Source organism: Paenibacillus sp. PDC88 (assembly GCF_900106725.1).
In the GTDB taxonomy this organism is placed as follows: domain Bacteria; phylum Bacillota; class Bacilli; order Paenibacillales; family Paenibacillaceae; genus Paenibacillus; species Paenibacillus shunpengii.
The window spans coordinates 97517-122382 of the sequence record NZ_FNNT01000008.1; the positions used below are offsets into that span (position 1 = coordinate 97517).

The following is a 24866-nucleotide window of genomic DNA, read 5'->3' on the forward strand; positions in this document are numbered from 1 at the left end:
GAATATTCCCTGAGCTAACCGCGCTTTGCAGCGAAAAATTCACGTATTTCGTGAATCCACTGCTTGGCTGTCGCGCTTAGCTCTTCTTTTTGTCCATAGATCATGCAGGTCGTCCGTCTTGTTTGTCGAAGCTCAGGAATATGAACCGTGACCAAGTCATTGTCTGCGAGCAGCTGCGGCCTCAAATAGGATTTGGGGAGCAGGGCGGCAAGCTTGCAGGTTGGAAGCAGACGTACAATGGCTTCAAAGGAATCGATTTCCATCCGGATATCCGGCATGACTCCTGATCTGTGGAACAGATCATCCGTTAATTTGCGATACCAGGTACCTTTGGAGAAGGTGATCATTGGCATTTTTTGAAGATCATCCATTTGGGATGCTTGTCCACTTAGAGGATGTGTGCTGGCGACAACGAGCTCCAAATGGTCGTCGAAGAGAGGAAGACAGTTTAGTCCGGGTTCGTTAATGGAAGAAGCGACGATGCCTACGTCAGCCTGCTTGTCGCGCACACTGGATACAATTTCATGGGTCTTGCCTGTAACAAGCTTGATCTCCGCATGCGGATGGTTGTCCATAAATGCTGTAATGAGCGGAGGCAGCGTCGTCTGCAGTGTCGTTAAACTGGCCCCCAGTGTGATAGCGCTGTCCGTATCGTCCTTGAATTGGGCCAGTGTTTGCAGAAATTTCAGCTGCTGCTGCTGCTGTTCAATCGCAAAATCATAAGCAAGCCTTCCGATGGAGGTCAGCTCCAATCTCTTGCCGACCCGATTAAAAAGGGTAACACCAAGTTCATCCTCCAGTTTGGCGATCTTGCGGGACAGAGCAGGCTGTGACAGGTTTAACAGCTTGGAGGCCTGGTTAAGACTGGATTGCTCAACAACAGTGGCAAATGCCTGCATTTCTTCATACATAGATGCTTCATCCTCCTATTCACCGTTTATAAACATATATATACTTATACCCTATAGTTATAACATTTAATAATTATATTGCAATTCCCTTATAAGAAAAAAAAGAGTAACATTATAGCGACACAGGTTGTTCACAAGTTAAGCAAAAACTAGAAATTTGTCGAGCCTTAGTGAACTAGCAGGTCACTGTGTGATCCAGATAATTTGAACCGGAGACATCATGAGCTTTCATGAACCATTCCCCTATAGGATATATTATTTGTTTGACGGGGTGCATGATCTTTCGTTCATTTTATCTTCCAAATTCAAATATGAAAACGCTGTACATGGAAAGGGGAAAGTCAGTTTATGAAAGGTTACTATGCCCGAAAGATTCACTCGCTTCTAGGCCTCATCCCTCTGAGTGTGTTTTTTCTTATGCACATGTTCTCGAACTTTGCAGCTGTTGAAGGCGGGCCGGAGAGGTTTCAGTCTGCAGTAAATTTGATCAACAGCCTTCCGCTGCTGCTTTTGATGGAAATTTTCGTGATTTATGTCCCTATGCTGTATCACGGTGTATACGGATTGTACATTGCGTATCAGGCCCAGCCGAACGTAGGCAGGTTCAACAATGAGCGCAACTGGAGATATATGCTTCAGCGTATATCCGGCGTCATTACTTTCGTATTCGTGATCTGGCACGTTTATCAGACACGCGTTCAGGTATTCCTGGGTGAGGTGAGCCATGATGAGCTCGGTGCGCTGATGCACAGCATTGTAACGAATCCGGTCTATTTCATTATTTATCTGATTAGTGTCGTGGCAGCTTCGTATCACTTTGCTAACGGTCTGTGGGCGTTCCTTGTTAGCTGGGGAATTACGCGCGGACCTCGTGCACAGCGCGTATCGTCGTACGTATGCATGAGCTTGTTCGCAGTCTGCTCCATTATGTTTGTTGCATCGCTATTTGCCTTCCGCTCTGTGGAATTTGATGCATCTGCTGTAATCGAAATGTTGAAAGTAACAGTCTAAGCTGTAAGAGGAGAGTGAACTAGAAATGGCTACATCCAACATTATTGTCGTGGGCGGCGGTCTTGCAGGACTTATGGCAACAACCAAGGCTGCAGAAGCAGGAGTCCACGTTCATCTATTTTCTATTGTACCTGTCAAAAGATCTCACTCCGTATGTGCCCAAGGCGGTATTAACGGCGCAGTTAACACCAAGGGGGAGGGCGATTCTCCATGGGTTCACTTCGATGATACCGTCTATGGCGGTGATTTCTTGGCGAATCAGCCTCCAGTTAAAGCGATGTGTGAAGCAGCACCAGGCATCATTCACCTGATGGACCGGATGGGCGTTATGTTTAACCGGACACCGGAAGGGCTGCTCGATTTCCGCCGTTTCGGAGGCACTAAGCATCACCGTACCGCGTTTGCAGGTGCGACAACAGGTCAGCAGCTTCTGTACGCTCTGGATGAGCAGGTACGCCGCTGGGAGACAGCAGGTCTTGTTACGAAGCATGAGCACTGGGAGTTTTTGCAGGCGGTTGTGGATGATGAAGGCGTATGCCGCGGGATTGTGGCTCAGGATCTGCGCAGTATGGAGGTCGCTACATTCGCAGCGGATGCAACGATTCTGGCAACTGGCGGTCCCGGTATTATCTTCGGTAAGACGACGAACTCGGTTATTAATACAGGTACAGCGGCGAGTGCGGTGTATCAGCAAGGTGTGACTTATGCGAACGGAGAATTCATCCAGATTCACCCGACAGCAATTCCGGGTGATGATAAGCTGAGACTGATGTCAGAGTCGGCACGGGGTGAGGGTGGCCGTATCTGGACTTACAAGGACGGTAAACCTTGGTACTTCCTTGAAGAGAAATACCCGGCTTACGGTAACCTTGTACCCCGGGATATTGCCACACGTGAAATTTTTGATGTGTGTGTTAACCAGAAGCTCGGCGTGAATGGCGAAAATATGGTATATCTTGATTTGTCTCACAAAGATCCGAAGGAGCTCGACGTTAAGCTCGGCGGTATTATCGAGATCTATGAGAAATTCATGGGCGACGATCCGCGCAAGATTCCGATGAAGATCTTCCCTGCGGTTCACTACTCTATGGGCGGTATGTGGGTCGACTATAACCAGATGACGAACATTCCGGGATTGTTTGCAGCGGGAGAGTGTGAATACCAGTACCACGGGGCCAATCGGCTTGGCGCTAATTCTCTCGTATCGGCGATTTACGGAGGGATGGTTGCAGGTCCTAAGGCGGTTGAATATATCAAAGGTCTTAAGAAATCTGCGCAGGATGTATCCTCTTCTGTGTTCGACAGATATCAGAAGCAGCAGACCGAGAAGTACGAACGCATCACCAAAATGCAAGGCACGGAGAATGCCTATGTTATTCATAAAGAGCTCGGCGACTGGATGAAGGACAATATGACGGTTGTCCGCTACAATGATCGTCTTGAAGCGACCATCGGCAAAATTAAGGAATTAAAAGAGCGTTACAAGAACATTAACGTGAATGATACATCCAGCTGGAACAATACGAGTGCATCCTTCACAAGACAGCTGTGGAACATGCTGGAGCTGGCTGAAGCGATGACGCTGGGCGGACTGCTTCGTAATGAAAGCCGCGGGGCGCACTACAAGCCGGAGTTCCCGGATCGTGATGATGAGAACTTCCTGAAGACGAGTCTTGCAAAATGGACGCCGGATGGACCGGAAATTTCGTATGAGCCTGTTGACGTATCTCTGATTCCGCCGCGTATCCGTGACTATTCCAAGGACAAATAAGAGCAGCAAGGAATGAATTATAAACAGTAAGGAGGAACCATCATGGCAGAAACCGCTGTAAATAAACAAACCGTGAAAAGTGTAAAGTTTGTCATTACCCGCCAGGATAAACCGGACTCTCCTTCCTATATTGAGGAATTTGAGCTTCCGTACCGTCCCGGAATGAATGTTATCAGTGCGCTCATGGAAATTCAGCGCAACCCGGTGAATACTTCGGGCAAGCAGATTGCTCCGGTATGCTGGGAATCCAATTGCCTTGAGGAAGTCTGCGGAGCATGCTCGATGGTTATTAACGGGAAGCCGCGTCAAGCTTGTGCTGCACTCGTGGACCAGCTGGAGCAGCCGATCCGGCTTGAGCCAATGAAGACCTTCCCGGTAGTACGGGATCTGGTTATTGATCGCGATCGCATGTTTAAGGCACTTAAACGGGTCAAAGCATGGATTCCGATCGATGGAACCTATGACCTGGGGCCTGGTCCGCGAATGGCGGAGAAGAAGCGCCAGTGGGCTTACGAGCTGTCCAAGTGTATGACCTGTGGTGTTTGTCTTGAAGCGTGTCCTAACGTGAATGACAAGACAGACTTTATCGGTCCAGCAGCGATCTCACAAGTCCGTTTGTTCAATGCTCATCCGACAGGCGAGATGAACAAGGAAGAGAGACTCGAATCGCTCATGGAGGATGGAGGAATTGAAGGCTGCGGTAACTCGCAGAACTGTGTAAGAGTTTGTCCAAAAGGCATTCCGCTTACAACTTCCATTGCAGAGATGAACAAGGATACGACCAAGCATATGTTTAAACGCTGGCTGGGCGCATAAAGTCCCGCCTCGTAATATGATTTGCAAGAACTCCGTCTTGATGCTGAAGACGGAGTTTCTTTATATTGGCAGAGCCATGCCTGCCTTGGCTCCATACAGATACCCGGAGTGTGTTATAATCGGAACTAACTGAAGAAGGGAAGTGCAATACTTTTGACGGAACCCATAATAGACAGACCCGTGACCCGGACCGAAATTAGCGAAGGGCTCTACCAGCTGGGGCTCAGACCCGGGATGACGCTGATTGTGCATTCCTCGCTAAAGAGCTTTGGAGGATGGATTCTAGGGGGCGCTCCTTCTGTTGTCCTTGCGCTCCAGGATGTGCTGGGCCCGGAAGGTACTCTTGTCATGCCGACGCAGTCAATGGATTTAACGGACCCCTCCACTTGGATGAACCCTCCTGCAGACCCGAAGTGGTGGGAGCTTATTCGTGCTGAAATGCCGGCATATGATCCGGATATGACAGAGACTTCTGGAATGGGTGCTATTGTTGATGCATTCAGGCAGAGCGGTGCTGTACTGCGTAGTCTGCATCCGAATGTGTCCTTTGCGGCGCATGGACGGCTTGCACCCTATATTTTAGAGAACCATGCCTATGATTATCCGCTGGGCGAGTCATCACCGCTTGCCCGGCTGTACGATGCGGATGCTTATGTCTTGTTAATCGGCTGCGGACATGATCGAAATACCTCATTGCATTTGGCTGAGTACCGAACGGAATATAAAGGCAGGAAGGAAATCCAGCAGCAGGCTCCAGTCCTTGTGCAGGGCAGCAAGCAGTGGATTACTTATCGTGATTATAATATCAGCTCCGATGATTTTGATAAGCTGGGACATGATTATGAGCAGACGGATGGCTCTATATATGCGAGAAGTCACATCAGGCAGGCCTCCTGCTTCCTGGCACCGCAGCGTGCACTCGTTGATTATGCTGCGGAGTGGCTCAGGTCAAAGAGGCAGTTATAGCATTTCATTAGAAGGGGGAAATTACGCTTGGAATTTACACCACGCCCGAATAGGGAACTGGATAATAAACCTGAACGTCCCAAGGATGGAAGTGAGACAGTTCCGGCCATTTTCCCTGGCAAACCAAAGCAGCATCATTCCCGCAGAAGCTTCTTGAAGAAGGTGATGAAGCTGGGACTTACCGCGGGTGCCGGTTTGTTTACGGGAGGGTACGCTTGGCTGTGGGAGCCGCGAAATCTCGAAGTGGAGCATGTGAACCTTACGCTCCCCCGACTTCCTCAGAGCTTTCAAGGGATGAGAGTTGCCCATTTTAGTGATATGCATCTGGGGTTTCATATGGATAAATCGGATATGGAGCGATTGGCTAAGGCGGTCAGAGAACAATCTCCGGATATCATTTGTTTTACTGGGGATATGGTAGAAGCGAAGGCCGAACCGATGGCAGAGTGTGTTCCCATGCTCCGATCTATGCAGGCCCCACTGGGCAAGTATGCGGTGCTCGGCAATCATGATTATCGTGGACGGGAGTATAAGAAGCTGGCAAAGCTGTATCATGATGCGGGTTTTACATTACTAGTTAATGAGCATGTTACAGTCGAAAGAAATGGGGACATCATTGCCATCGCGGGCCTGGACGATGCCTTGAACGGTGTACCTGATCCGGCAGCTGCACTTGATGGTCTGGAGGCAGATATATTTACGCTTCTTCTTATGCATGAACCGGATTACGCCGATATTTCGTCTGGATACGCCTATGATCTGCAATTGTCCGGGCATAGTCACGGAGGACAGGTGAGAGCTCCTTTTATCGGCGCTCTGACGACACCGCGAGGCTCGCATAAATATATTCAAGGACTGTACTACACCGGAGAAGAGGGGGCATCCATGCCGGTGTATGTAAATCGGGGTGTGGGTATGACCCAGCTGCCCATCCGTTTCCTATGCAAGCCCGAGCTGACGATGATCCATTTGTAATCTGCACATGAATCAGTGCATAGGGACGAACAATAACAGAAAGGAAATGATGAGATGGAACGAATCGCTATAGTTTCCGATATTCATGGGAATATGACCGCATGGACAGCCGTACTGGCGGATATGCGCCACCGCGGGATTACGCGTATCTTCTGTCTTGGTGATGTGGTGGGCAAAGGACCGAATCCGGAAGCCTGCTTAGACAGTGTCCGAGCACACTGTGAAGTCGTTGTGCGGGGCAACTGGGATGAGCTTGTGGCTAAAAGGCAGGAGGGGCTTCATTTTGAGTGGCATGCAGATCGGCTTGGTCAGGAGCGCCTATCCTATTTATCCTCATTGCCCTTTAGCTGTCATTTCAGACTCAGCGGGCGTTCCATTCGATTGGTGCATGCTTCGGCCGTAAGCGTATATCATCGTGTCCAGCCTTGGGACAGCATAGAGGAGAGACTCGGTATGTTCGCGCCGATTGCTGCATCCATTGAAGAGCTGGAGCAGGACGTGCCGGATGTGGTCGGTTATGGAGATGTGCATAACGCTTATCTTCAGCATATCAGCGGCAAAGTATTATTTAATGCGGGCAGCGTAGGCAACCCGCTGGACATTCCGGAAGCTTCCTACTGTATTCTTGAAGGAACGAACCTTACGATGGGGCAATTCGGAGAGAAGTCGTCCTCGTCTGATGCAGCTTTTAATATCCAATTTATTCGTGTACCTTATCGCATTGAGGAAGAAGTTCAAATTGCACTGAATTCGGGTGCCCCGGATATGGATCTCTACATTAATGAAATTCGCACAGGTGTTTATCGCGGTATACAAAAATAAAGATAATGGACGATAGGAGCATACGACCATGTTCACGAAGCAAGCGTTAGGACGAGGACTGCCGGTGCTGAGGACTGAGCGCTTGCTCTTCAGAGGCCTTACGCCGAGCGATGATGAGACGATATTTCGCTTTTTGAATGATGTAGAGGTCATAAAGTATTTAAATCGTGTACACTTGCCGACTAAGCTTCGGGCTAGGCGCTTGCTAAAGGAAATATGGATATCCGGAGCGAGACTTGAATCGGTTCACTATGGTATATGTCTCCTTGAAACGGACGAGCTGATCGGGGTTATCTCATTCCAGCAATGGAAGGAAGATAAGAAGGAGGCACAGATCGGGTATTTGTTTGACCGCAGGTATTGGGGTCAGGGTTATGGAACGGAGGCGGTCGGACGAATGATCCGTTTCGGCTTTGAGGAGCTTGGGCTTCAGCGAATTGAAGGCAAATGCCATGAACATAATCAGCGTTCCCAGAAGGTTCTCATTAAGAACGGAATGACGTATATGCGGACACATAAGCATTTCTCTCTGCTTCCAAAAAATGGACAGGATATACTCGTTTATGTAAAGGAACAGACATTATAATCAAAGTAGGTACACTATGAAAATAGAACAATGGTTTAGACACCCCGCAGGGATCGTCATTAGTGCAGTCGTCGCTACCATGCTGTGGGGAAGTGCGATGCCGATTATAAAGATCGGATATGAGGATTTGGGAATTGGTGCAGCAGATTACGGGGCGCAGTGGCTGTTTGCAGGTTATCGGTTTACACTGGCAGGTCTGCTGCTTATCATATTTCATTATTTGGTCACCCGAAGAACAGCAACAACAGAACATCGTAAAAAGCTTGGCAAAGCCAGATTGTCTCGTCTAGCCCTCATTCAAACCTTTCTTCAATATTTACTGCTGTACGTAGGACTCAGCTACAGCACGGGGATACAAGGGTCCATCATCGTCGGATCGACCTCCTTGTTTCAGATGCTCTCCGTACGTTTCGTAAATTCGGCAGAGCGACTGACTGTAATGAAGATTACCGGATTGCTGCTGGGATTCTTAGGTATTGCTGCTGTGGGCATTGGAAAAGGGGATCTCAGTCTCTCCTTTGGCTGGGGAGAATTGCTGCTGCTGGGCTCTGCCCTTTTTGGTGGTGTAGGTAATGTACTGGCGAAGCAGGAGAGCAGACATGAGCCTGTGTTATCTTTAACGGGAAGACAGATGGCACTTGGCGGAATCCTGCTCATAGTGGTGTCTGTACCGATGGTCGGTGCGGCTCCTTTTGCGATTAACGGCACTCTATTCATGTATTTATTGTATCTAGCCGTATTGTCGGCTGTAGGATTCGGAATCTGGAATACCATTATGAAATATAATGATGTCGGACGTGTATCGATGTATCTGTTCCTGATCCCGGTATTTGGCGTCATATTATCTTCCATTCTGCTTGGAGAGCAGATGTCAGGCTGGGTCGGTATTTCACTGTCGCTCGTTGTCAGCGGAATCTTGATTGTAAACAGGTCGGTCACGGTTAAAACGATGGTTTCAAGAGCCAAAGGGGATACACAACATTCGTAATGTAAAATAATGTACTTTGTTACACAAATGAAATATTACTGAAACTTTACTCTAACAGTGAGCGGGTAAACTTATTGACATGACCCCCTTTTTGATAATATAAATTCAATGCTGTTGGGACCCGTTTATTTTAGAAGCGGGTCCACTTTTTTTGCCTTTTTACATAAAGAAAGACCGCAGTATGCGGCCTGACAGCTATTATAGTGGCTATTATAGAGGAACAATCTGCATTTGCTTCTGTTTGTAATACACCCATTCCTTAAACCCGATGTCGATCAGCCTTGTACGGACTTCCTCCCATTCATCTCCTACACGAGACGGCTTATGCGCATCAGATCCGAACGTAACATATACACCGTAATGAAGGGCCCTCTCCAGAATTTCGTCAGCAGGATACCAGCCCCCGCATAGTTTAGTCTTTCCTGAAGTATTGATCTCAATAGCGATCTTCTCCTCAGCAATGACCTTTAGGGTCTCATCTATAGCCTTACTCGCAGGAATGTCGGCAAACGCAGGGTAATTCCCCTTCATGGCATCGATATGTCCAAGTATTTGAAACATGCCGCTTCTCGCGGATTGCCGAATCAGGTCATAGTATGCCTCTTTTACCTGTAGGCTTGTCTGATCGTCTAATCCCTTCCATCTGTTTTTGTTAAAAATACTCACACCGCCGGTGCTATGTACAGAACCGATGATATAATCGAAGGGATATTTGCTGAGCGTCTCATGATAAATATGTGCAACTTCGGGAAAGAAGTCAGATTCAATGCCGAGCAGGACATCAATTTTCCCTTCATATTCCTTCTTAATGTCCAGAACTTCCTGTACATAATGACGAAGCTCTGCTTTGGGCATCGCGATCTTCGGGAAGGGTTGTTCTTCTTCGCTGCCGAAATAGGGAGTGTGGTCAGATATGCCAATGGCGGCAAGTCCAGCGGAAATACCGGCTTCCACGTAATCGCGTATGTTCCCATCGGCGTGTCCACAGCGGAAATGATGCGTATGCAGGTCAAATTTCATTCCTGTTCCTCCTTCTTCATTATTCCGAGCTTACAAACTGAGTTTCCGGCATTCCTTTGAGATCGCTCAAAAATTGCTGCATCGCGGAATTTAAATACCGACTGGATTTATAAATGACTCCAACAGGATGGCTGACCTCGAGCTCGCTGAGCGGGATCATGACCAGCGTCCCGAGACGAAGCTCTGCGGCAATGGCCTGCTTGGAGATGACGGCTGCGCCGAGATCCAGCTCCACCATTCTTTTGACTTCTTCACTGCTGGACAATTCCATTACGATATTGGGCTCAATCCCGTGTTTATCCATGATATTATCTACAAACCGGCGGCCGACTGTATCCGGTGACAGCATGATGAGCGGCGTTGTACCCAGTGCATCAATCGTAGCATGTTTCTTCTTTGCCAGCGGATGCTTGGGGGACACAACCAATTCAAATGTGTCATAGTACAGGGTAGAGGTGCTTAAATTAGGGTTCCGTTCAATAAGATAACCGATTCCGACGTCAATCATCCCGCTCTCTACTTGCTCATAGATTTGTGAGGATGGCATGGATTGAATGCTTGTCTTAATCTGTGGAAACTGATCTTGAAAATAAGACAGAATGCGTGGCAGAATTTGAATGGCGATAGATGTGGTTGTGCCCAGTAAAATATGTCCCTGTGGGTTCTGATCAAGATCCAGGAGCTTGAGCTTCAGTTCATCCACAATTTCAAGAATCCGTTCAGCGTGGCTCAGAAATACCTTACCTCGGTCCGTTAGGGCGACCGGCTGGGATCTGTCAACAAGCACCGTCCGAAACTCATCCTCAAGGCTTTTGATCTGAGCTGAGACGGCAGGTTGTGTCAAATTAAGAAGTTCTCCGGCTTTACGGAAGCTCATCGTTTTGGAAATCGTAATCAGTGTCTCCAATTGACTGATGTTCATGACTAGCCTCCTGACTTCATAGGTTGCATAATAATTCGCTTATCGCGTTGTTTTCTAATGAAAGGAAAGTACACTATTAAATTATAGGCGATTGAAAGCGGCAGAGCAATGCAGATCGTGTCTGTGGCTTGTCCAATAGTTTATGTAAAATGCAAATTTAATTAACATATCTCATGTAAAGTTATCATATGAAATCTCAAACTATGCAAAAGTCATGCTAACTAATATTAAAAAAACGAGATAAATGATGGAGGGGTTTACGAATGGATCCAAAGCAAGCACGTGCATGGGTCATGTACGACTGGGCGAATTCAGCCTTTGCAACAACCATGATTGCGGCTGTACTTCCTATCTTTTATCAAAATGTGGCGGCTGAGGGTCTGGATGATGCAATAGCTACCAGCTATTGGGCTTTCTCCCAAACGATCGCCATGATTCTTGTCGCCGTTCTCTCCCCTATATTAGGAGCAGCGGCGGATGTCGGGGGACGCAAAGGAACCTATCTAATGATTGCAGCCATAGTGGGAGCTGCCGCAAGCTCGGCAATGGCACTGACCGGAACAGGGGACTATATATTTGTATCCATCCTTTTTATTATTGCTACGCTGGGCTTTTCCGGGGGAAATACATTCTATGATTCCATGCTGAGAGATATTGCCCCGCCTCCAGAACGGGATATGCTCTCCGCACGGGGCTACATGTTTGGCTACATTGGAGGAGGGCTGCTGCTGCTTGTCCATGTCATTATGATCCAAGGCTGGGAAAGCATTGGCTTTACGTCGCAAATTCAGGCGATGCAGCTCGTGTTTCTGACCTCAGGCTTATGGTGGCTGCTGTTCGCTATTCCTCTTCTCCGGAGATTTCCACTGCGTGATAAGGGGGCTTCACGATCGGCCAGCCGTTCAGTGGGACAGACGGCGCTCCACAGTGTCAAAAGTGTGGCGAACACCCTTCTTCATGTGAAGAAGTATCCTGAATTGTTCAAATATCTCATTGCATTTTGGTTCTTTAATGATGGAATCAGCACAATTATCAGCATGGCTGCTATTTATGGTGCTGAGATCGGAATCGGTACAACCCACCTGATTACAGCACTTCTCATTACTCAATTTGTGGGTGTTCCCTTTACCTTCTTATTCGGTAAGCTGGCGGGTAAGATTGGGGCCAAGCGTTCTTTGTATCTGTCACTCTGGTTTTACGTGGTCATTGTTATTTTTGGATTCTTTATGGAATCGGCCCTCCATTTTTATATCTTGGCATTTATGGTGGGAATGGTTCAAGGGGGATCTCAGTCTTTGGCAAGGTCTATTTACAGCCGCCTGGTGCCTGCACATAAGACATCGGAATTCTTTGGGTTCATGAGTTTGTCAGGTAAAGTATCTGCGGCACTCGGACCCGCTGTATTTGGCTTTACGGCAGCCGCTACGGGAACGAGCAGACTGGCGATTCTATCGGTGCTTATCTTTTTTGTTGCGGGTATATGGATGCTGACTCGGGTTAATTTGGCCAAAGGGGAAGCTGAAGCTTCAGAGGATTCCGAGCCGCCAATAACGAGAAACCCAGGGAAACCACCTGCGGCAACATTATAGTCCTATAGAACTAATCTTGCGTGCGGATCAAACATGGATTAAATGCGATTTGGTATAAATATTCACTTCTTACTTGTCGATAACAATAGTTATGGGCCTTTGGCTTGAATTCGTAATGAATTTTGGTGTGGCTTCAAGTATAATATTGTTAAAATAATGGGACTTTTGATTCGTGACCATTAACCTAGTAAGGAGGCACAATCGTTGAAAGCCGAAGTAATTAATCCATTCTTGGAGTCCGCGCGGCTCGTATTTGAGCAATTGATTCAGATTTCACCTTCCGCAGGCAAGCTGGGTATTAAGCAAGTTGAATTTCTCGAGGACCACATCTGGATTCTAATCGGAATGACGGGACAATTGAACGGGAAGGTCGTGTTCGGAATACAGGAGCAGGTGGCACTGCGGATCGTCTCTGCGATGATGGGCGGATTTGTTATCTCAGAGATGGATGAGATGGGACAAAGCGCAATTTCAGAGCTTGGCAATATGATCAGCGGGAACGCAAGCACGATTCTATACAATCAGGGCATTGCCGTTGATATTACGCCGCCGCAAGTAACGAAGTCCTCTCATCCAGCGATGGAGGCGGTAACCCAGGCGCTAAGCATTCCGCTTGTGATGGACGGTATCGGAGAGCTTGATATTCAGGTGATGATTTCGTAAGAAGCTAAATAGCTTAGAATCAGCTTTGAGCAGCTTATATCTTATGATGAAACTGTAATCTTGAAACCCATTTGCAGGTACACTATGATCAGATACATAAGTGGACTGCACTCGGGAGGTAAGAAAGATGAAATTAAAGGATAAGGTAATACTCATTACAGGAGCTTCCAGCGGTATTGGCGCAATCTGTGCTCAGAAGCTAAGTGAGCAGGGCGCTCTGCCCGTGCTGCTGGCGAGGTCGGAGGACAAGCTGCAGAAGATCAGTGCCTCGATCACCGGTACACCGGACTGGTATCCGCTGGACGTAACCGATAATGTTCAGGTGGAAGCACTGATTAAGACGATGATCGACAGGTACGGTCAGATCGATGTTGTGCTTAACAATGCAGGGTACGGTCAATTCGAGATGACGAAGGACATGACTGTAGCGGCCTTTGAACAAATGATGGACGTAAATTATATGGGTATCGTACGAATGACGAAGGCTGTACTGCCCCATATGCTTGCTTCCGGACAGGGGCATATCGTTAATGTCGCATCCATGGCAGGCAAGATTGGAACAGCGAAGTCTGCATCTTATACGGCAACGAAGCATGCCGTGCTTGGCTTCAGCAATGCACTGCGTCAGGAGCTGAGAGAGACAGGGATCAAGGTAACGACGATTAATCCGGGGCCGATTGATACGCCTTTCTTTGAGACGGCAGATCCAGGCGGTAGTTACATTAGCAACCTGAAGGGCTTTATTATGCAGCCTGAATATGTAGCGGATAAGATGGTTCAGGCGATCATTAAACAGAAGGAAGAGGTTAATCTTCCGCATATCGCTGCGGCGGGAATAAAGCTATATCAGTTGTTTCCCAGGCTGGCGGACAAGCTTACGTATGGCTTGTTAAATCGTAAATAGCAATAGAGAGCTCTTGAACAGAATTGTGCTCAAGAGCTTTTTTGTGTGGTTTTTGATTCGTTTTCAATTAATTTTGGTGAGCTGGATGGATACTGCTGCAGCGTTCTTTTGTTTTTTTGGCAGCCGTAATTTGGTACGTGAACGTTTTTCGCATATAATGAACAGTAATGAACTTATAACAAAGGATGGACTTGAATGACGACAACTTTTAATTCGCTCGGGCTGAGCCCGGGTTTGATAGAACGACTTGAGGAACGGGGCATACAGACACCTTCTCCTGTACAGGAGCAGACCATTCCTGTCATTAAGGAAGGCAAGGATGTGCTTGCACGTTCCCAGACAGGAACAGGAAAGACGCTGGCTTATTTGTTGCCGGTGCTGGAGACGGTAAATACGGATGTCAAAGGTACGCAGAAGCTGATCCTCGCTCCAACACAGGAGCTGGCGATGCAGATCGTTCGCGAAGCCGAAACATACGGTGCCTACCGCGGAATTAAGACACTGGGACTTATCGGCGGTGCTGCAATCAAGCGCCAAATTGAGAAGCTGAAGGAACATCCGGAATTGGTTGTAGGTACACCGGGACGGGTGCGTGAACTTATCGAAATTCGCAAGCTGAAGATGCATCAGATTAATACGATTGTCATTGATGAAGTGGATCAAGTGTTCCAGCTTGGCGGAGCCGGAGATGTAGAGCAGATCATGCATCGTTCATTAAGGGATCGTCAGCTTGTATTCTTGTCTGCAACGGTGGATAAGGAGACCGAGCAGCTTGCCAAGCGCGAAATGAAGGATATGGTCACCATAGGCATTGAACCTGAGCAGATGACAGCGAGTGGTCTGACGCATCTCTACTTTGTAGCTGAGGAACGGGAAAAGGTGGACATGCTGCGAAGAATTGTGCGCCATTTTGACCCGACCAGAGCTATCGTGTTCGCGAATACGGCAGAAACTATTGCTGAAGTAGAAGGCAAGATGAACTTTATGGGTCTGTCTGCAGCGGCCTTATATGGAGATGCCGATAAAATGACTCGGAGTAGAGTTCTTGCGAATTTTAGAGAGGGCAAAATCAAGCTGCTGGTAGCCAGTGACGTTGCGGCGCGCGGACTGGATATTCAGGATCTTCCGCTGGTTATCAACTTTGATCCGGCCTTTGATTCAGACCACTATGTTCACCGGGCAGGAAGAACAGGACGGATGGGCAAGACGGGAACGGTGATTTCCATTGTGGGCGAGAAGGAAACATTCATTATGCGTAAATTCGCAAGAGAGCTCGGAATAGAGCTGATCGAACGGGTGCTGTACGGAGGAGAAATACAGGAACGGGACGATCAAGCGAAGCGCAGTGCATTCCGTCAAGGCACAAGATCAAGCGGATCAAGTACAGAGGCTGCTCCAAGAACGGCTTCTCCAAAAGCGGGCATCAGCCATACGCCAAGTCGTCCGAAGGACAAGCCGGCACCAGCCGGAAGACGCAAGAATGAGAAGGCGCAAGACAAGAAGAACAAAGGAGCTCCGAAATGGCTCAAGAATAAACGTAATGATAACAGCGAGTCCTAGAAGAAAGCGGGGATCACATGGAACAGACACCTATCCTGCAAATTAACGGATTAAGCGGTGGATACAGTGCAAGGAAGCCGGTGCTGCATGATATTGATATACGCGTTGCTCCTGGTGAAATGGTTGGTCTGATTGGTCTGAACGGTGCCGGGAAGAGTACGACAATGAAGCATATCTTAGGTCTGATGGTGCCTCATCAGGGAGAGGTGCTCATTGGAGGCAAACGCCGGGATGAGAATCCAGAAGCTTACCAGAGCGGCATGGCGTATGTTCCGGAATCACCAGAGCTGTTCATGGAGATGACCGTTATGGAGCATTTGGAATTTACCGCAAGGGCCTATAATGTGTCCAAGACGGAGTTCGAAGAGCGAGCCGATCATCTCCTGGACATGTTCCGTATGCGGGACAAAAAAGACAGCCTGTCTGCCCATTTATCCAAAGGGATGCGTCAAAAGGTCATGATCATGAGCGCTTTTGTGGCCAGACCACCACTTTACATTATTGATGAACCGTTTCTGGGCCTAGATCCACTGGGCATCAGATCACTGCTGGATTTCATGATGCAAATTCGCGCCTCGGGTTCTTCGATTCTGCTCAGTTCACATATCCTGTCCACGATAGAGAATTATTGCGATCGTTTCGTCATACTTCATGGCGGAAAGATTATATCACAAGGGACCTTGGAAGAGCTTCGGGCTGGGTCCGGAATGAGACAGGCGCCGCTGGAGGAAATATTCTATAAGCTCGTACAAGGCGGGGATTAGAAGATGGATTTGCAGCAGCTATGGAAATCAAGACGAGGTGCATTCTGGAGCCAAATTACTCCTTATTTAGGCTATGTATTGCAGAGCGGAGTAGCCGTCGTCCTTGGCTTTTCCCTGATCGCGTTTTCCGCATGGTACACTTCGCTTGTACAAGATGTACCGAATGGTTTTCCGATTCGGTGGGTTATGCTTGTTGTGCTCGTTGCTCCGGTCATCTTCAGCAGCTATCGGACCTATCTTCGTCAAGCCGATATTGTCTTCTTAAGACCTCAGGAATATCGGATGCATCTATATTTGAAGAACAGCTTTATTCGGGGTATCGTCTACAAAACGGTTGGACTCATCATGTTATTCATCCTCTTGTGGCCGCTTTATATTCGGAGTGAAGGAGAACCTAAGCCCTTCCTGCTGTTTCTCATCCTGCTCGTGATCTTAAAATGTATTGCCAGTTTCGGAGGCTGGTGCGAGCAGCAAATGCTATCCAAGTCGTCACGGATGGGATACCGGCTTCTGCGTTATGCCGTGATCACCTTGTCATTGTATGCATGGATATGGCATCAGGTTATACCTGGATTAATCTTTATCGCTGTACTGACTGTGCTGTATGTCGTCTCTCTTCGTCTGCCCGTACGATTGCCGGTTCATTGGGAGCATCTGATCGAGACCGAGCAGATCAGAGGAGCGAGAGTGATCAAGACATTAGGATTCTTCGTCGAAGTCCCTGCACTCAAGCAGCGTGTCCATTCCCGCCGTTTGCTTGCACCACTGGCTGAACGTATATCATGGGGGCAGGACACAGCTTTTCAATACTTAATAGCAAAGACCTTCATCCGCAGTGATCTGCTGGGAATATGTATCAGGCTTGCCATTGTAGGCGGTCTGTTCGTGTATTGGACGGGAAGCAGCCTGTGGGGAAGCGGAGTATACTTATTCTTCTTGTTCGTACTGGGAATTCAGCTGTCCGGACTACTCCGATATCACCGTGATTCCTTCTGGATCTACATCTATCCGGTAACAGCAGTGAGCCGTAGACTACAGGTACTGAAGTTTGTATATACCTTGCAGTGGGCGTTAACCATCTTGTTATGGATTCCACTGCTCGTCGGAGGGTGGGGCAGATGGGTAGAGCTGCTAATTACATTAGCTCTTGGCCTACTCATCGCCCGTATGTTCCGAAGCTCACAACTGAAGAAATGGACTAAGGAAGAGGAATTGGAATAAGTGTAAGGTGATTAGCGGAAAGGGGTCTATCAATGGATAGGCCCCTTTCCTTTATGGCCTGGTGACTTATTCGCGAGGTAAGATCAGGTATGAAATTTACCGTCCATCCAATGAGCTGCTGCTTACCTGAAATTAGTAGGAGGAGAAGGATTTAACGATGATTACGAGAAGGATAAACAATACCAGGATTGCACCAAGTTTATTGCTTCCATGGTCACCGTAAGTTCCATAATCTCCATAGCTTCTTTCATCTTTTCCAGACATATTTCCATACCCCTTTCGAGTCATTTAATGGTAAGCTTCTCTTACGAAGCGTACAACGTATCCTATGATGCAAATCCCTCTCGTGTTTGGGCAGTTGCCTTTTGAAGCATAAAAAAATGAACCCAGAAATAAAAGCCGTTTATTTTGACACACAAACAAGCCCCTCTGACTGCCTAAGGGAAGTCAGAGGGGCTCATACTTTTCTCGTGATTTGGACTTACTTGGTTCGATACTTGAATCTGAATCTAACCTTGCGTCAGATCCTGGACAGCTTGATAAATGGTGTCGAACAGTTCTTCAAGCTGATTCTCCTCCAGCGAGGAGAAGGCAATACGTAAATCATGCTCGCCGAGCGCAATGGTACCAATCTCGTATCGGTCCAGAAGATGCACTCGCAGCTCTTCAGCTTGTACCTTCGTCACCTTCAGACACATGAAGTATCCTGAATTAAAAGGATAGTATTCCCATGCTCCGTCGTATTTGCCACTGTCGAGCAGTGCTTTTACGGTATTGGCACGAGCTTTCATGATGTGGAACTTTTCTTCTTTTTGTGCTGCAAATTCAGGTGATTTCAGCGCATCCAGCACAAAGGTCTGTGAAGGATGCGGACCACTGGAGATCGTTGCACGGATAATACCCAGCGTCTTCTGTTCCAGTGCAGACAGGATGTCCTGGTTGTCATGGGCATACGTTATAAATCCGACACGGAATCCCCATACGAACTCTTCCTTCGTTGCGCCGTCAATCTTGATCGGTAGAACTCGTGGGTGTATGCCGGTCAGGCTTCCAAACAAAGATTCGTGAATGGAATCCTCGAAGAACAGACCGAAATAGGCATCATCGGTGACTACAACGACATTAATTCCTGCCTCTGCGGCTTCTTTGACAGCTGCTACAATCTCCTTGCTTTCTTCAATGCCCGGTGTGTAGCCTGTCGGATTGTTCGGGAAATTCAAGACTACAACAGCTTTGCCCTGATCCTTCTGTGCAAGGAGGGCTTCCTTCAGTCCGGTGCTGTTAAATTTCATCTGATCATTAAACAATGGATAATTGACCAGACGGGCATGTCTTCGAACTCCAAAGGTGAGTTCATAGTTCTCCCAGTTTTTGTCTGGATATATAACAGCATCTCCGTCGTCGACAAACAGGTCTGCCACAATGCTGAGACCATGGGTCAGAGCGTTCGTTGCGATGGGATTGCCAAATATTTTACCTTGTAAGGATGGCGTCTCTTCAATCATTTTGTTCCGCCATGCTACTCGTAAATCCGGTTTACCAGCCGGGGGTGCGTAAGGATACAAATCCTGTGGCTTATAGGCAGATAGTTTCTCCTGGATGACTTGCAGATGCATCGGTTTGCCGCCTTCGGTAGCAATCCCGATCGTTGCATTGTATTTCTTTGCACGGCTTGAAGCTTCAGCCGATTGACTAAGAATACCTTCCTTCGGATAATATAGCTCTTTGCCGAGCCTCGAGAGCATGTCGTACACATGATCGCTGCCCGCTTGAATACTTTCGTTCAGCTGTACAGCCAGTGGGTTCATCGATTTTCATCCTTCCAAGTCGTTGAATAAATTAGAGACCATTTACACTGCCTCATATTATAGCACCAAGCACAGCCGTCGTCACGGAAAAACAATACAAATGACCTTTACAATGCATTACCGCGTTACATTGCTGAGCTATAATGGTTGTGCAGCAAGCATGCACAAGCTGCAGCTGTAGTATGAACGGCTCCTGGAAAGAGAAAACATGGAAATATTCAGGAGTGAAAAGGGCAATATTTTCGCATCATTTCTACGGTTGCCGCATCCTTAGCCTCACCTCGCTGCTCGAGCTGCTCCTGAAGCTGCTCATGCTTGTCCTGCTGCAGGTTCTGCCCGAATTTGAACTTCGCACTCAGCGTTTCGGGAACGATCCGGACGACGGCTACAGCCTTTAATTGACCTGTATATCTTGGATCGTCGGCATCGATGGTCAGATAGCCTCCCTCCGGCTGGAGCTTCTCCATAAATCGGTTCAGAGCCCGGGCTTTTTCCTTCAAGTCGGTTACTTTTTCTGCATGACCACTGGCGGACACACTCTTGAAGAAGGCGGTAGCGGGGCAGGCCAGCAAGGGATCCTGAAAGTAGGAAGGGATCAAGGAATACTCTTCTGCCACGGTAAAGCTGACCGTGCTGTTTGCCTTAATATGCTTCATTTTCTCTCCGGCAAGACTGCCGTGAAAATAAAAACAGCCCTCATCGTAAACGAAATTAAGTGGTGTTACCCTTGGTTTGTTGTCCATACTTACGGTACCAAGAAATCCGAAGGTTTGTGTTGACAGAAATTCAGTGATCTCCTCTTCCTGTTCTATGGTAAATTCTTTTCTTCTCATGAACGTGCGCCTCCTTGCAGCGGGTTATATTGATGTTTTTCTACATATTAGTCCGTCTATTGTCATGAAAAAAGATCCAATACCATTGATTTTTTATAGTCCAATCTATAAAATGCATGTAAACTCAAACCAGAAGCAGCAGATGAACGGAGGAACGAACAACATGGAATTTATGGTCTCTTGGGATCGATATATCAAGGAATACCGTTATAAATACCATGCGCTGTACCATGCGATTCGGGATGCAATTCTGTCAGGAACGCTGCAGAGTGGAACTCAGCTGCCGGCAACTCGGCTGTTAGCTGTTCAATACGGGCTGTCTCGCGGATCTGTTGCAACCGCTTATGACATGCTGCAGGCTGATGGGTATATTCACACGGAGACCGGACGAGGGACTTATGTAGCCTTTGCCGGCATACCGGGCGAACCGCCAGAGGCATTACATAATACAAACATTCGATTATCTGCGTGGGGGAAACGCGCAGCTAAGCAGTATCAATCACTAACAGCGATCAATTCGCATCTTCTCCTGCCGGATGAGCAGCCCCCGCATAAGCAGACAGAGGAAATACGTTTTGACAGATCACATCAGCCTGATACCGATTTTCCGTATGCGGAATGGAAGAGCCTCCTATCGAGAAGCAATCAACAGGGAAAATATGAAAGTCTGTATGACCCGGCAGGGGATATACGTTTAAGAGAAGCCATAGCCGCGCATCTCGGAGCAACTCGGGGTATTATGGTCAGCGGCAAGGAAATCGTCTTGTTCAGCGGTTCGATGCAGGCTATAGCGCTTCTTACCCAAGTGATATTGGATGAGGGCGAGAAGGCAGTAGTCGAAAGTCCGGGATTCAAGGGGTTTGCCCAGGCTGTTCAGGTGTGCGGAGGCGAAGTGATTCCCTCTACCGTAGATCATCATGGAATTATTCCTGAGGATTGGGATGCACGTCTTCTGTTTGTTACGCCCAGCCGGCAGTTTCCAACGGGCGTTGTGCTCAATCTGGAGCGGAGGCTGGCTCTACTGGCTTGGGCAAGAAACAGGCAGGCAATTATTATCGAAGACAGCTATGACAGCGAATTTCGCTTTCAAGGACGTCCGATTGAGCCGCTGAAAGTACTGGATCAGGAGCAAAGAGTCGTTCATATCGGCTCTTTCTCCAAAACGATGCCAGAGGGATTTCGCCTGGGCTATGCTGTTCTGCCTCCAGCACTTGTAGCACCGGTCGTTGCTGCCAAGGCCTACTATGATCCCATATCTGCGGGTCTATATGAACAGCGGGCGCTGGCTGTCTGGATGTCTCGTGGCGGCTATGCGAAGCATATTCGAAAGCTGACTCGCAGGTATGGGGCCAAACATCAGAAATTTGCCCACTGGATCCAGCAGCATGCAGGCCACATGTTCACCGTGTTTATAGGGGATGCGGGGCTGGGTTTTTACGCGCTATGGAACGGGAACGATGAGAATTATGCTGCATTTAAAAGGGCCTGTATACGCCGAGGAGTATACTTCACTGACGGAATCCGATTCCAGCTCAATCCGTCCAGACCCTCTCTCTTTTTTAAATACGCGCATCTATCCGAGGAACAAATAAAAGAAGGCATCCTAAGGATGACATTGGCATTTGAAGATATCAAATATGGACAAGAAAAAGGAAAATAAAGTAAGTGAAATGAAACCAGTAAAGCTAATATCTCGTAATCATAGTCATTAATAAGGACTTATTTGAAAATAAATTAAAATTACGGGGGAATTCAAATGCCAGCACATGAAATTGATTATTCCATTCTCGGCTCAGAGATGCAGTGTGTAGAAATTCAGCTCGATCCGGGTGAAAGTGTAGTTGCTGAAGCAGGCAGCTTCATGATGATGGATCAGGATATTCGTATGGAAACGATCTTTGGAGACGGCAGTTCAGCGGGAAGAGGCATGATGGGTAAGCTGATGGGGGCAGGCAAACGACTCATCACAGGTGAGGGCTTATTCATGACGGTATTCACGAATGAAGGCAGGTACCGTCAAAGTGTAACCTTTGCTTCACCGTATCCAGGCAAGATCATCCCTCTCGACCTGGTTAATCTTGGCGGTAAAGTGATCTGCCAGAAGGATGCCTTTCTGTGTGCAGCCAAGGGAGTATCGGTAGGCATTGAGTTTCGTCGTAAGCTGGGTGCAGGTTTCTTTGGCGGTGAAGGCTTCATTATGCAAAAAATTGAAGGGGATGGCCTGGCCTTCGTTCATTCCGGCGGTTTAGTGATCGAAAGAACGCTCCAGCCTGGTGAAACGCTCCGTTTAGATACAGGCTGCCTTGTCGCGATGACATCCACTATTGATTATGATATTGAGTTCGTCAAGGGAGTGAAGACTGCATTATTCGGCGGTGAAGGTCTCTTCTTTGCCACTTTGCGCGGGCCGGGTAAAGTCTGGGTACAGTCTCTGCCATTCTCAAGATTGGCTGATAAAGTGCTGTCTGCAGGCATGGGAAAAAAAGAGGAAGGCAGTGTTCTTGGGGGACTCGGCAATTTACTGGATGGACGTTAAATAGTTAATTATATCTACATGATGAAGCGTTTTTCTTCCGCCTCGTTTCACGCTATAATAAGGGATAATGATCCACTTAATAAGGAGGAAGGACGACATGTTACATGCGTCACCGTCGTCTTTTGTGATTTTGCCCGCCGTCGCCAAGATTGTCTGTGAGCCAGGCTGGAAATGGCAGAAACGCGAAAAACCGATGCAAAACTACGATTTATTTTATGTGTGGAGCGGAGAAGGTACGGTCATTGTAAATGATGAGCCTTATCATGCCCAGAAGGGAAGCTGCTTCTTGTTCCGTCCTGGTGACCATACAAGCGCAACTCATAATCCGCAGAAGCCGTTTGTACTAACGTATATACATTTTGATGTCAAGGAGCCGGTTACAGAAGTACCGGGTACGTATAACCGGCTTCGAGAGACGATTGACTTTGAGCATATGCTTGCGAGATATGTGAGGTTATTTTTATCCCAAGCCTATGGACGTGAAGAAGAGAATAAGCTTATTTTGAAGCAGATGATGATTCATTTGCTGCGTCTGGAATATGAGGAGCACCCTGCAGAGAAGAAGGTTAGCAACCAGCTTGCTGAAGCGATTCAGGAGATTGCTAACTACGTGCGTCAGCATCCCGGCATTAATCATCGGGTAGAGGATCTTGCGGCGAGAGCAGGACTTTCCCCCCGTTATTTCTCCATTAAATTTAAAGAGCTGATCGGTTCATCCGTCCAGTCTTATATTATCAAGATGCGCATTGAACGTGCAGAGCACCTGCTGGTGCATGCAGGAATGAATGTAACAGAGGTGGCGGATGCCCTCGGGTATCGCGATATCTTCTTTTTCAGCAGGCAGTTCAAGCAATACACGGGGAGAAGTCCATCGGAGATCCGTTGATTCAAGAGTGTAAAATGGTGCAAATCGATAATCAAAGTTTCAAACCTCATGCTGCGGGGTATATGCATTAATGTATAACATGCAGGAGTAAGGAGGGTCTACTTTGAACGGAATTCGCAGAATTCGTAATCGCGGCTGCTTTGGCAAAGGCTGTTCTCTGTTCCGTAATCGTTTGCGCCGTAAACCGGTGGAAGACGTCTGGTTCTAGAATGGGTTGAAATGAAGTTGGACTGAATCCATATATTGACTCATCATATACAGTGGTTTTTGTATACATCCCATGAACAATCATATCGAATGATGCAAAAGCCTGAAAAGATAAAAGCAGCAGCCCTCTGGAAAATGTTCTCCGAGAGACTGCTGCTTTTTACTATCTAGATCCGCACACGATTCACTCACTGTGTCCATCTATGAAGGCCTTCTTATTTCTGCTGCCTTTGAAACAATGACTCCAAGCGAATCACCCATCCGGACATTGTCCCCTTCCGCCAGGTCTTCCCTTGGTACAAAGGTGCCGTTCTCGCACAGCAACACGACAGTAGAGCCGAATTCGAAGTAAGCGAGCTCATCCCCGCGCTGCCAAGCCTTCACTTTGTCATCCGCATATTGAATGCTGCTTACATTCATAGCACCGACTTTCACAAGCGCAATCTCGCCATGCTCATGCTTGATATATGTAATAAGCCGTTCATTCCGGCTTAATACGGTTCTCATGTGACGCAGACCAAAATCATTCACCGGATACACTTTACCGCGGATATGCTCACTCTCTACCTGTTTACCCGTAACCGGAGCGTGAATTCGATGATAATCTTTTGGACTCAGATACAGAATGACGGCCCATCCATTTTTATACTTCTCCATGTGAGGAGATTGGTTCAGTAGATCAGCAAGGGTATAATCGTGACCTTTAATATTAAGAATGGTGCCTTTGGTTATCGGGCTCATTGCTGTAATTTTGCCGTCCACCGGACTGAGCAGAGAATCTGGGTGTTCATGCAGAGGCCTCGCATGGGGCTTCAGCCTTCGCGTAAAAAAAGCGTTCAGGGAAGGGTATTCGCCTGGTTCTAGTTCGGCCTCATTAGGATCTATTTCGTAGGTTCGGATAAACCACGGAATTAGCAGCCTACTCGCACTGCTCTTGGAAAAAGTGCCGGTAAGCCGGGAGATCCATTTGCGTGAAGAAAGCTCTGTCATGAGGCGCAGCAACGGTTTCGACATGTATATCCCCCTTAGGAAACGAGCGTCTAGACCGGACAATCGTAAAGTCCGGCCACTCTGCATAATATTGACACAGAACCGGATCGAAATCAA

The 24866-nt window shown here is 47.7% G+C and carries 24 protein-coding genes; 17 read left to right on the forward strand and 7 right to left on the reverse strand.

The features are described 5' to 3' along the window. Positions 1 to 14: 14 nt before the first annotated feature. Positions 15 to 911 (reverse strand): LysR family transcriptional regulator, encoded by an 897-nt coding sequence (locus BLW49_RS21740; protein WP_076315045.1) that lies wholly within the window; start codon positions 909 to 911, stop codon positions 15 to 17. Between the two features lie 348 nt (positions 912 to 1259). Here BLW49_RS21740 and BLW49_RS21745 point away from each other — a divergent pair, with 348 nt between their 5' ends. The 8 genes from BLW49_RS21745 to BLW49_RS21780 all read left to right on the forward strand — a co-directional run bounded on the left by BLW49_RS21745 (position 1260) and on the right by BLW49_RS21780 (position 8846). Beyond that, entirely contained in the window at positions 1260 to 1922 is a 663-nt protein-coding gene (locus BLW49_RS21745) for a succinate dehydrogenase cytochrome b558 subunit (protein WP_090726851.1), read from the forward strand. Positions 1923 to 1947: 25 nt separating this feature from the next. Further along, on the forward strand, positions 1948 to 3693 hold the full coding sequence (gene sdhA, locus BLW49_RS21750; RefSeq protein WP_090726853.1) for a succinate dehydrogenase flavoprotein subunit: 1746 nt from the start codon (positions 1948 to 1950) through the stop codon (positions 3691 to 3693). Positions 3694 to 3735: 42 nt separating this feature from the next. Then, positions 3736 to 4509, forward strand: coding sequence for a succinate dehydrogenase iron-sulfur subunit (sdhB, locus tag BLW49_RS21755; protein ID WP_090726854.1), 774 nt, complete (start codon positions 3736 to 3738; stop codon positions 4507 to 4509). A gap of 153 nt (positions 4510 to 4662) precedes the next feature. Continuing rightward, a complete protein-coding gene (locus BLW49_RS21760; RefSeq protein WP_256209890.1) occupies positions 4663 to 5475 on the forward strand; it encodes an AAC(3) family N-acetyltransferase in 813 nt (270 codons plus the stop codon). Between the two features lie 27 nt (positions 5476 to 5502). Continuing rightward, positions 5503 to 6450, forward strand: coding sequence for a metallophosphoesterase (locus tag BLW49_RS21765; RefSeq protein WP_256209891.1), 948 nt, complete (start codon positions 5503 to 5505; stop codon positions 6448 to 6450). A gap of 54 nt (positions 6451 to 6504) precedes the next feature. Then, the gene (locus BLW49_RS21770) at positions 6505 to 7272 is read left to right on the forward strand and encodes a metallophosphoesterase family protein (RefSeq protein WP_076315050.1); all 768 of its coding nucleotides are present in this window, start codon (positions 6505 to 6507) and stop codon (positions 7270 to 7272) included. A gap of 28 nt (positions 7273 to 7300) precedes the next feature. Beyond that, entirely contained in the window at positions 7301 to 7858 is a 558-nt protein-coding gene (locus tag BLW49_RS21775; RefSeq protein WP_076315051.1) for a GNAT family N-acetyltransferase, read from the forward strand. Between the two features lie 16 nt (positions 7859 to 7874). After that, positions 7875 to 8846, forward strand: a complete 972-nt coding sequence (locus BLW49_RS21780) for a DMT family transporter (protein ID WP_090726858.1) — start codon at positions 7875 to 7877, stop codon at positions 8844 to 8846. Between the two features lie 210 nt (positions 8847 to 9056). Here BLW49_RS21780 and BLW49_RS21785 read toward each other — a convergent pair whose 3' ends face one another. Both BLW49_RS21785 and BLW49_RS21790 read right to left on the reverse strand, forming a co-directional pair. Beyond that, positions 9057 to 9866 carry a histidinol-phosphatase gene (locus BLW49_RS21785; RefSeq protein ID WP_076315053.1) on the reverse strand — a complete coding sequence of 270 codons (810 nt, stop codon included), beginning with the start codon at positions 9864 to 9866 and terminating at the stop codon, positions 9057 to 9059. A gap of 19 nt (positions 9867 to 9885) precedes the next feature. Then, positions 9886 to 10788 carry a LysR family transcriptional regulator gene (locus BLW49_RS21790; RefSeq protein WP_076315054.1) on the reverse strand — a complete coding sequence of 301 codons (903 nt, stop codon included), beginning with the start codon at positions 10786 to 10788 and terminating at the stop codon, positions 9886 to 9888. A 263-nt stretch (positions 10789 to 11051) separates the two neighbouring features. Between BLW49_RS21790 and BLW49_RS21795 the strand changes: the two genes are divergently transcribed. The 6 genes from BLW49_RS21795 to BLW49_RS21820 all read left to right on the forward strand — a co-directional run bounded on the left by BLW49_RS21795 (position 11052) and on the right by BLW49_RS21820 (position 17489). Continuing rightward, positions 11052 to 12377 carry an MFS transporter gene (locus BLW49_RS21795; protein ID WP_076315055.1) on the forward strand — a complete coding sequence of 442 codons (1326 nt, stop codon included), beginning with the start codon at positions 11052 to 11054 and terminating at the stop codon, positions 12375 to 12377. A gap of 204 nt (positions 12378 to 12581) precedes the next feature. Beyond that, positions 12582 to 13040, forward strand: a complete 459-nt coding sequence (locus tag BLW49_RS21800) for a chemotaxis protein CheX (protein WP_076315056.1) — start codon at positions 12582 to 12584, stop codon at positions 13038 to 13040. Positions 13041 to 13167: 127 nt separating this feature from the next. Further along, a complete protein-coding gene (locus BLW49_RS21805) occupies positions 13168 to 13944 on the forward strand; it encodes an SDR family NAD(P)-dependent oxidoreductase (protein ID WP_090726860.1) in 777 nt (258 codons plus the stop codon). Between the two features lie 195 nt (positions 13945 to 14139). After that, positions 14140 to 15504, forward strand: coding sequence for a DEAD/DEAH box helicase (locus BLW49_RS21810; protein ID WP_076315058.1), 1365 nt, complete (start codon positions 14140 to 14142; stop codon positions 15502 to 15504). A 17-nt stretch (positions 15505 to 15521) separates the two neighbouring features. Then, complete coding sequence (locus BLW49_RS21815) at positions 15522 to 16268, forward strand: ABC transporter ATP-binding protein (protein ID WP_090726862.1); 747 nt, start codon at positions 15522 to 15524, stop codon at positions 16266 to 16268. A gap of 3 nt (positions 16269 to 16271) precedes the next feature. Beyond that, positions 16272 to 17489, forward strand: a complete 1218-nt coding sequence (locus tag BLW49_RS21820; protein WP_076315060.1) for an ABC transporter permease — start codon at positions 16272 to 16274, stop codon at positions 17487 to 17489. A 132-nt stretch (positions 17490 to 17621) separates the two neighbouring features. Here the strand turns inward: BLW49_RS21820 and BLW49_RS29060 are convergent, their stop codons facing one another. The 3 genes from BLW49_RS29060 to BLW49_RS21830 form a co-directional block, all read right to left on the reverse strand. Next, positions 17622 to 17753, reverse strand: a complete 132-nt coding sequence (locus BLW49_RS29060; RefSeq protein ID WP_218145903.1) for a YjcZ family sporulation protein — start codon at positions 17751 to 17753, stop codon at positions 17622 to 17624. A 245-nt stretch (positions 17754 to 17998) separates the two neighbouring features. Beyond that, positions 17999 to 19297, reverse strand: a complete 1299-nt coding sequence (locus BLW49_RS21825; protein ID WP_076315061.1) for an aminotransferase class I/II-fold pyridoxal phosphate-dependent enzyme — start codon at positions 19295 to 19297, stop codon at positions 17999 to 18001. A gap of 218 nt (positions 19298 to 19515) precedes the next feature. Continuing rightward, positions 19516 to 20130, reverse strand: a complete 615-nt coding sequence (locus tag BLW49_RS21830) for a pyridoxamine 5'-phosphate oxidase family protein (RefSeq protein WP_076315062.1) — start codon at positions 20128 to 20130, stop codon at positions 19516 to 19518. 163 nt (positions 20131 to 20293) lie between these two features. Here BLW49_RS21830 and BLW49_RS21835 point away from each other — a divergent pair, with 163 nt between their 5' ends. From BLW49_RS21835 to BLW49_RS21845, 3 genes are all read left to right on the forward strand, one after another. After that, positions 20294 to 21790, forward strand: coding sequence for a MocR-like pyridoxine biosynthesis transcription factor PdxR (locus BLW49_RS21835; RefSeq protein ID WP_090726863.1), 1497 nt, complete (start codon positions 20294 to 20296; stop codon positions 21788 to 21790). Between the two features lie 96 nt (positions 21791 to 21886). Continuing rightward, positions 21887 to 22666 carry a TIGR00266 family protein gene (locus tag BLW49_RS21840; protein ID WP_090726865.1) on the forward strand — a complete coding sequence of 260 codons (780 nt, stop codon included), beginning with the start codon at positions 21887 to 21889 and terminating at the stop codon, positions 22664 to 22666. 97 nt (positions 22667 to 22763) lie between these two features. After that, the gene (locus BLW49_RS21845; protein ID WP_047913601.1) at positions 22764 to 23552 is read left to right on the forward strand and encodes a helix-turn-helix domain-containing protein; all 789 of its coding nucleotides are present in this window, start codon (positions 22764 to 22766) and stop codon (positions 23550 to 23552) included. A gap of 408 nt (positions 23553 to 23960) precedes the next feature. Here BLW49_RS21845 and asd read toward each other — a convergent pair whose 3' ends face one another. Beyond that, complete coding sequence (asd, locus tag BLW49_RS21850) at positions 23961 to 24773, reverse strand: archaetidylserine decarboxylase (RefSeq protein WP_076315064.1); 813 nt, start codon at positions 24771 to 24773, stop codon at positions 23961 to 23963. Between the last annotated feature and the right edge of the window lie 93 nt (positions 24774 to 24866).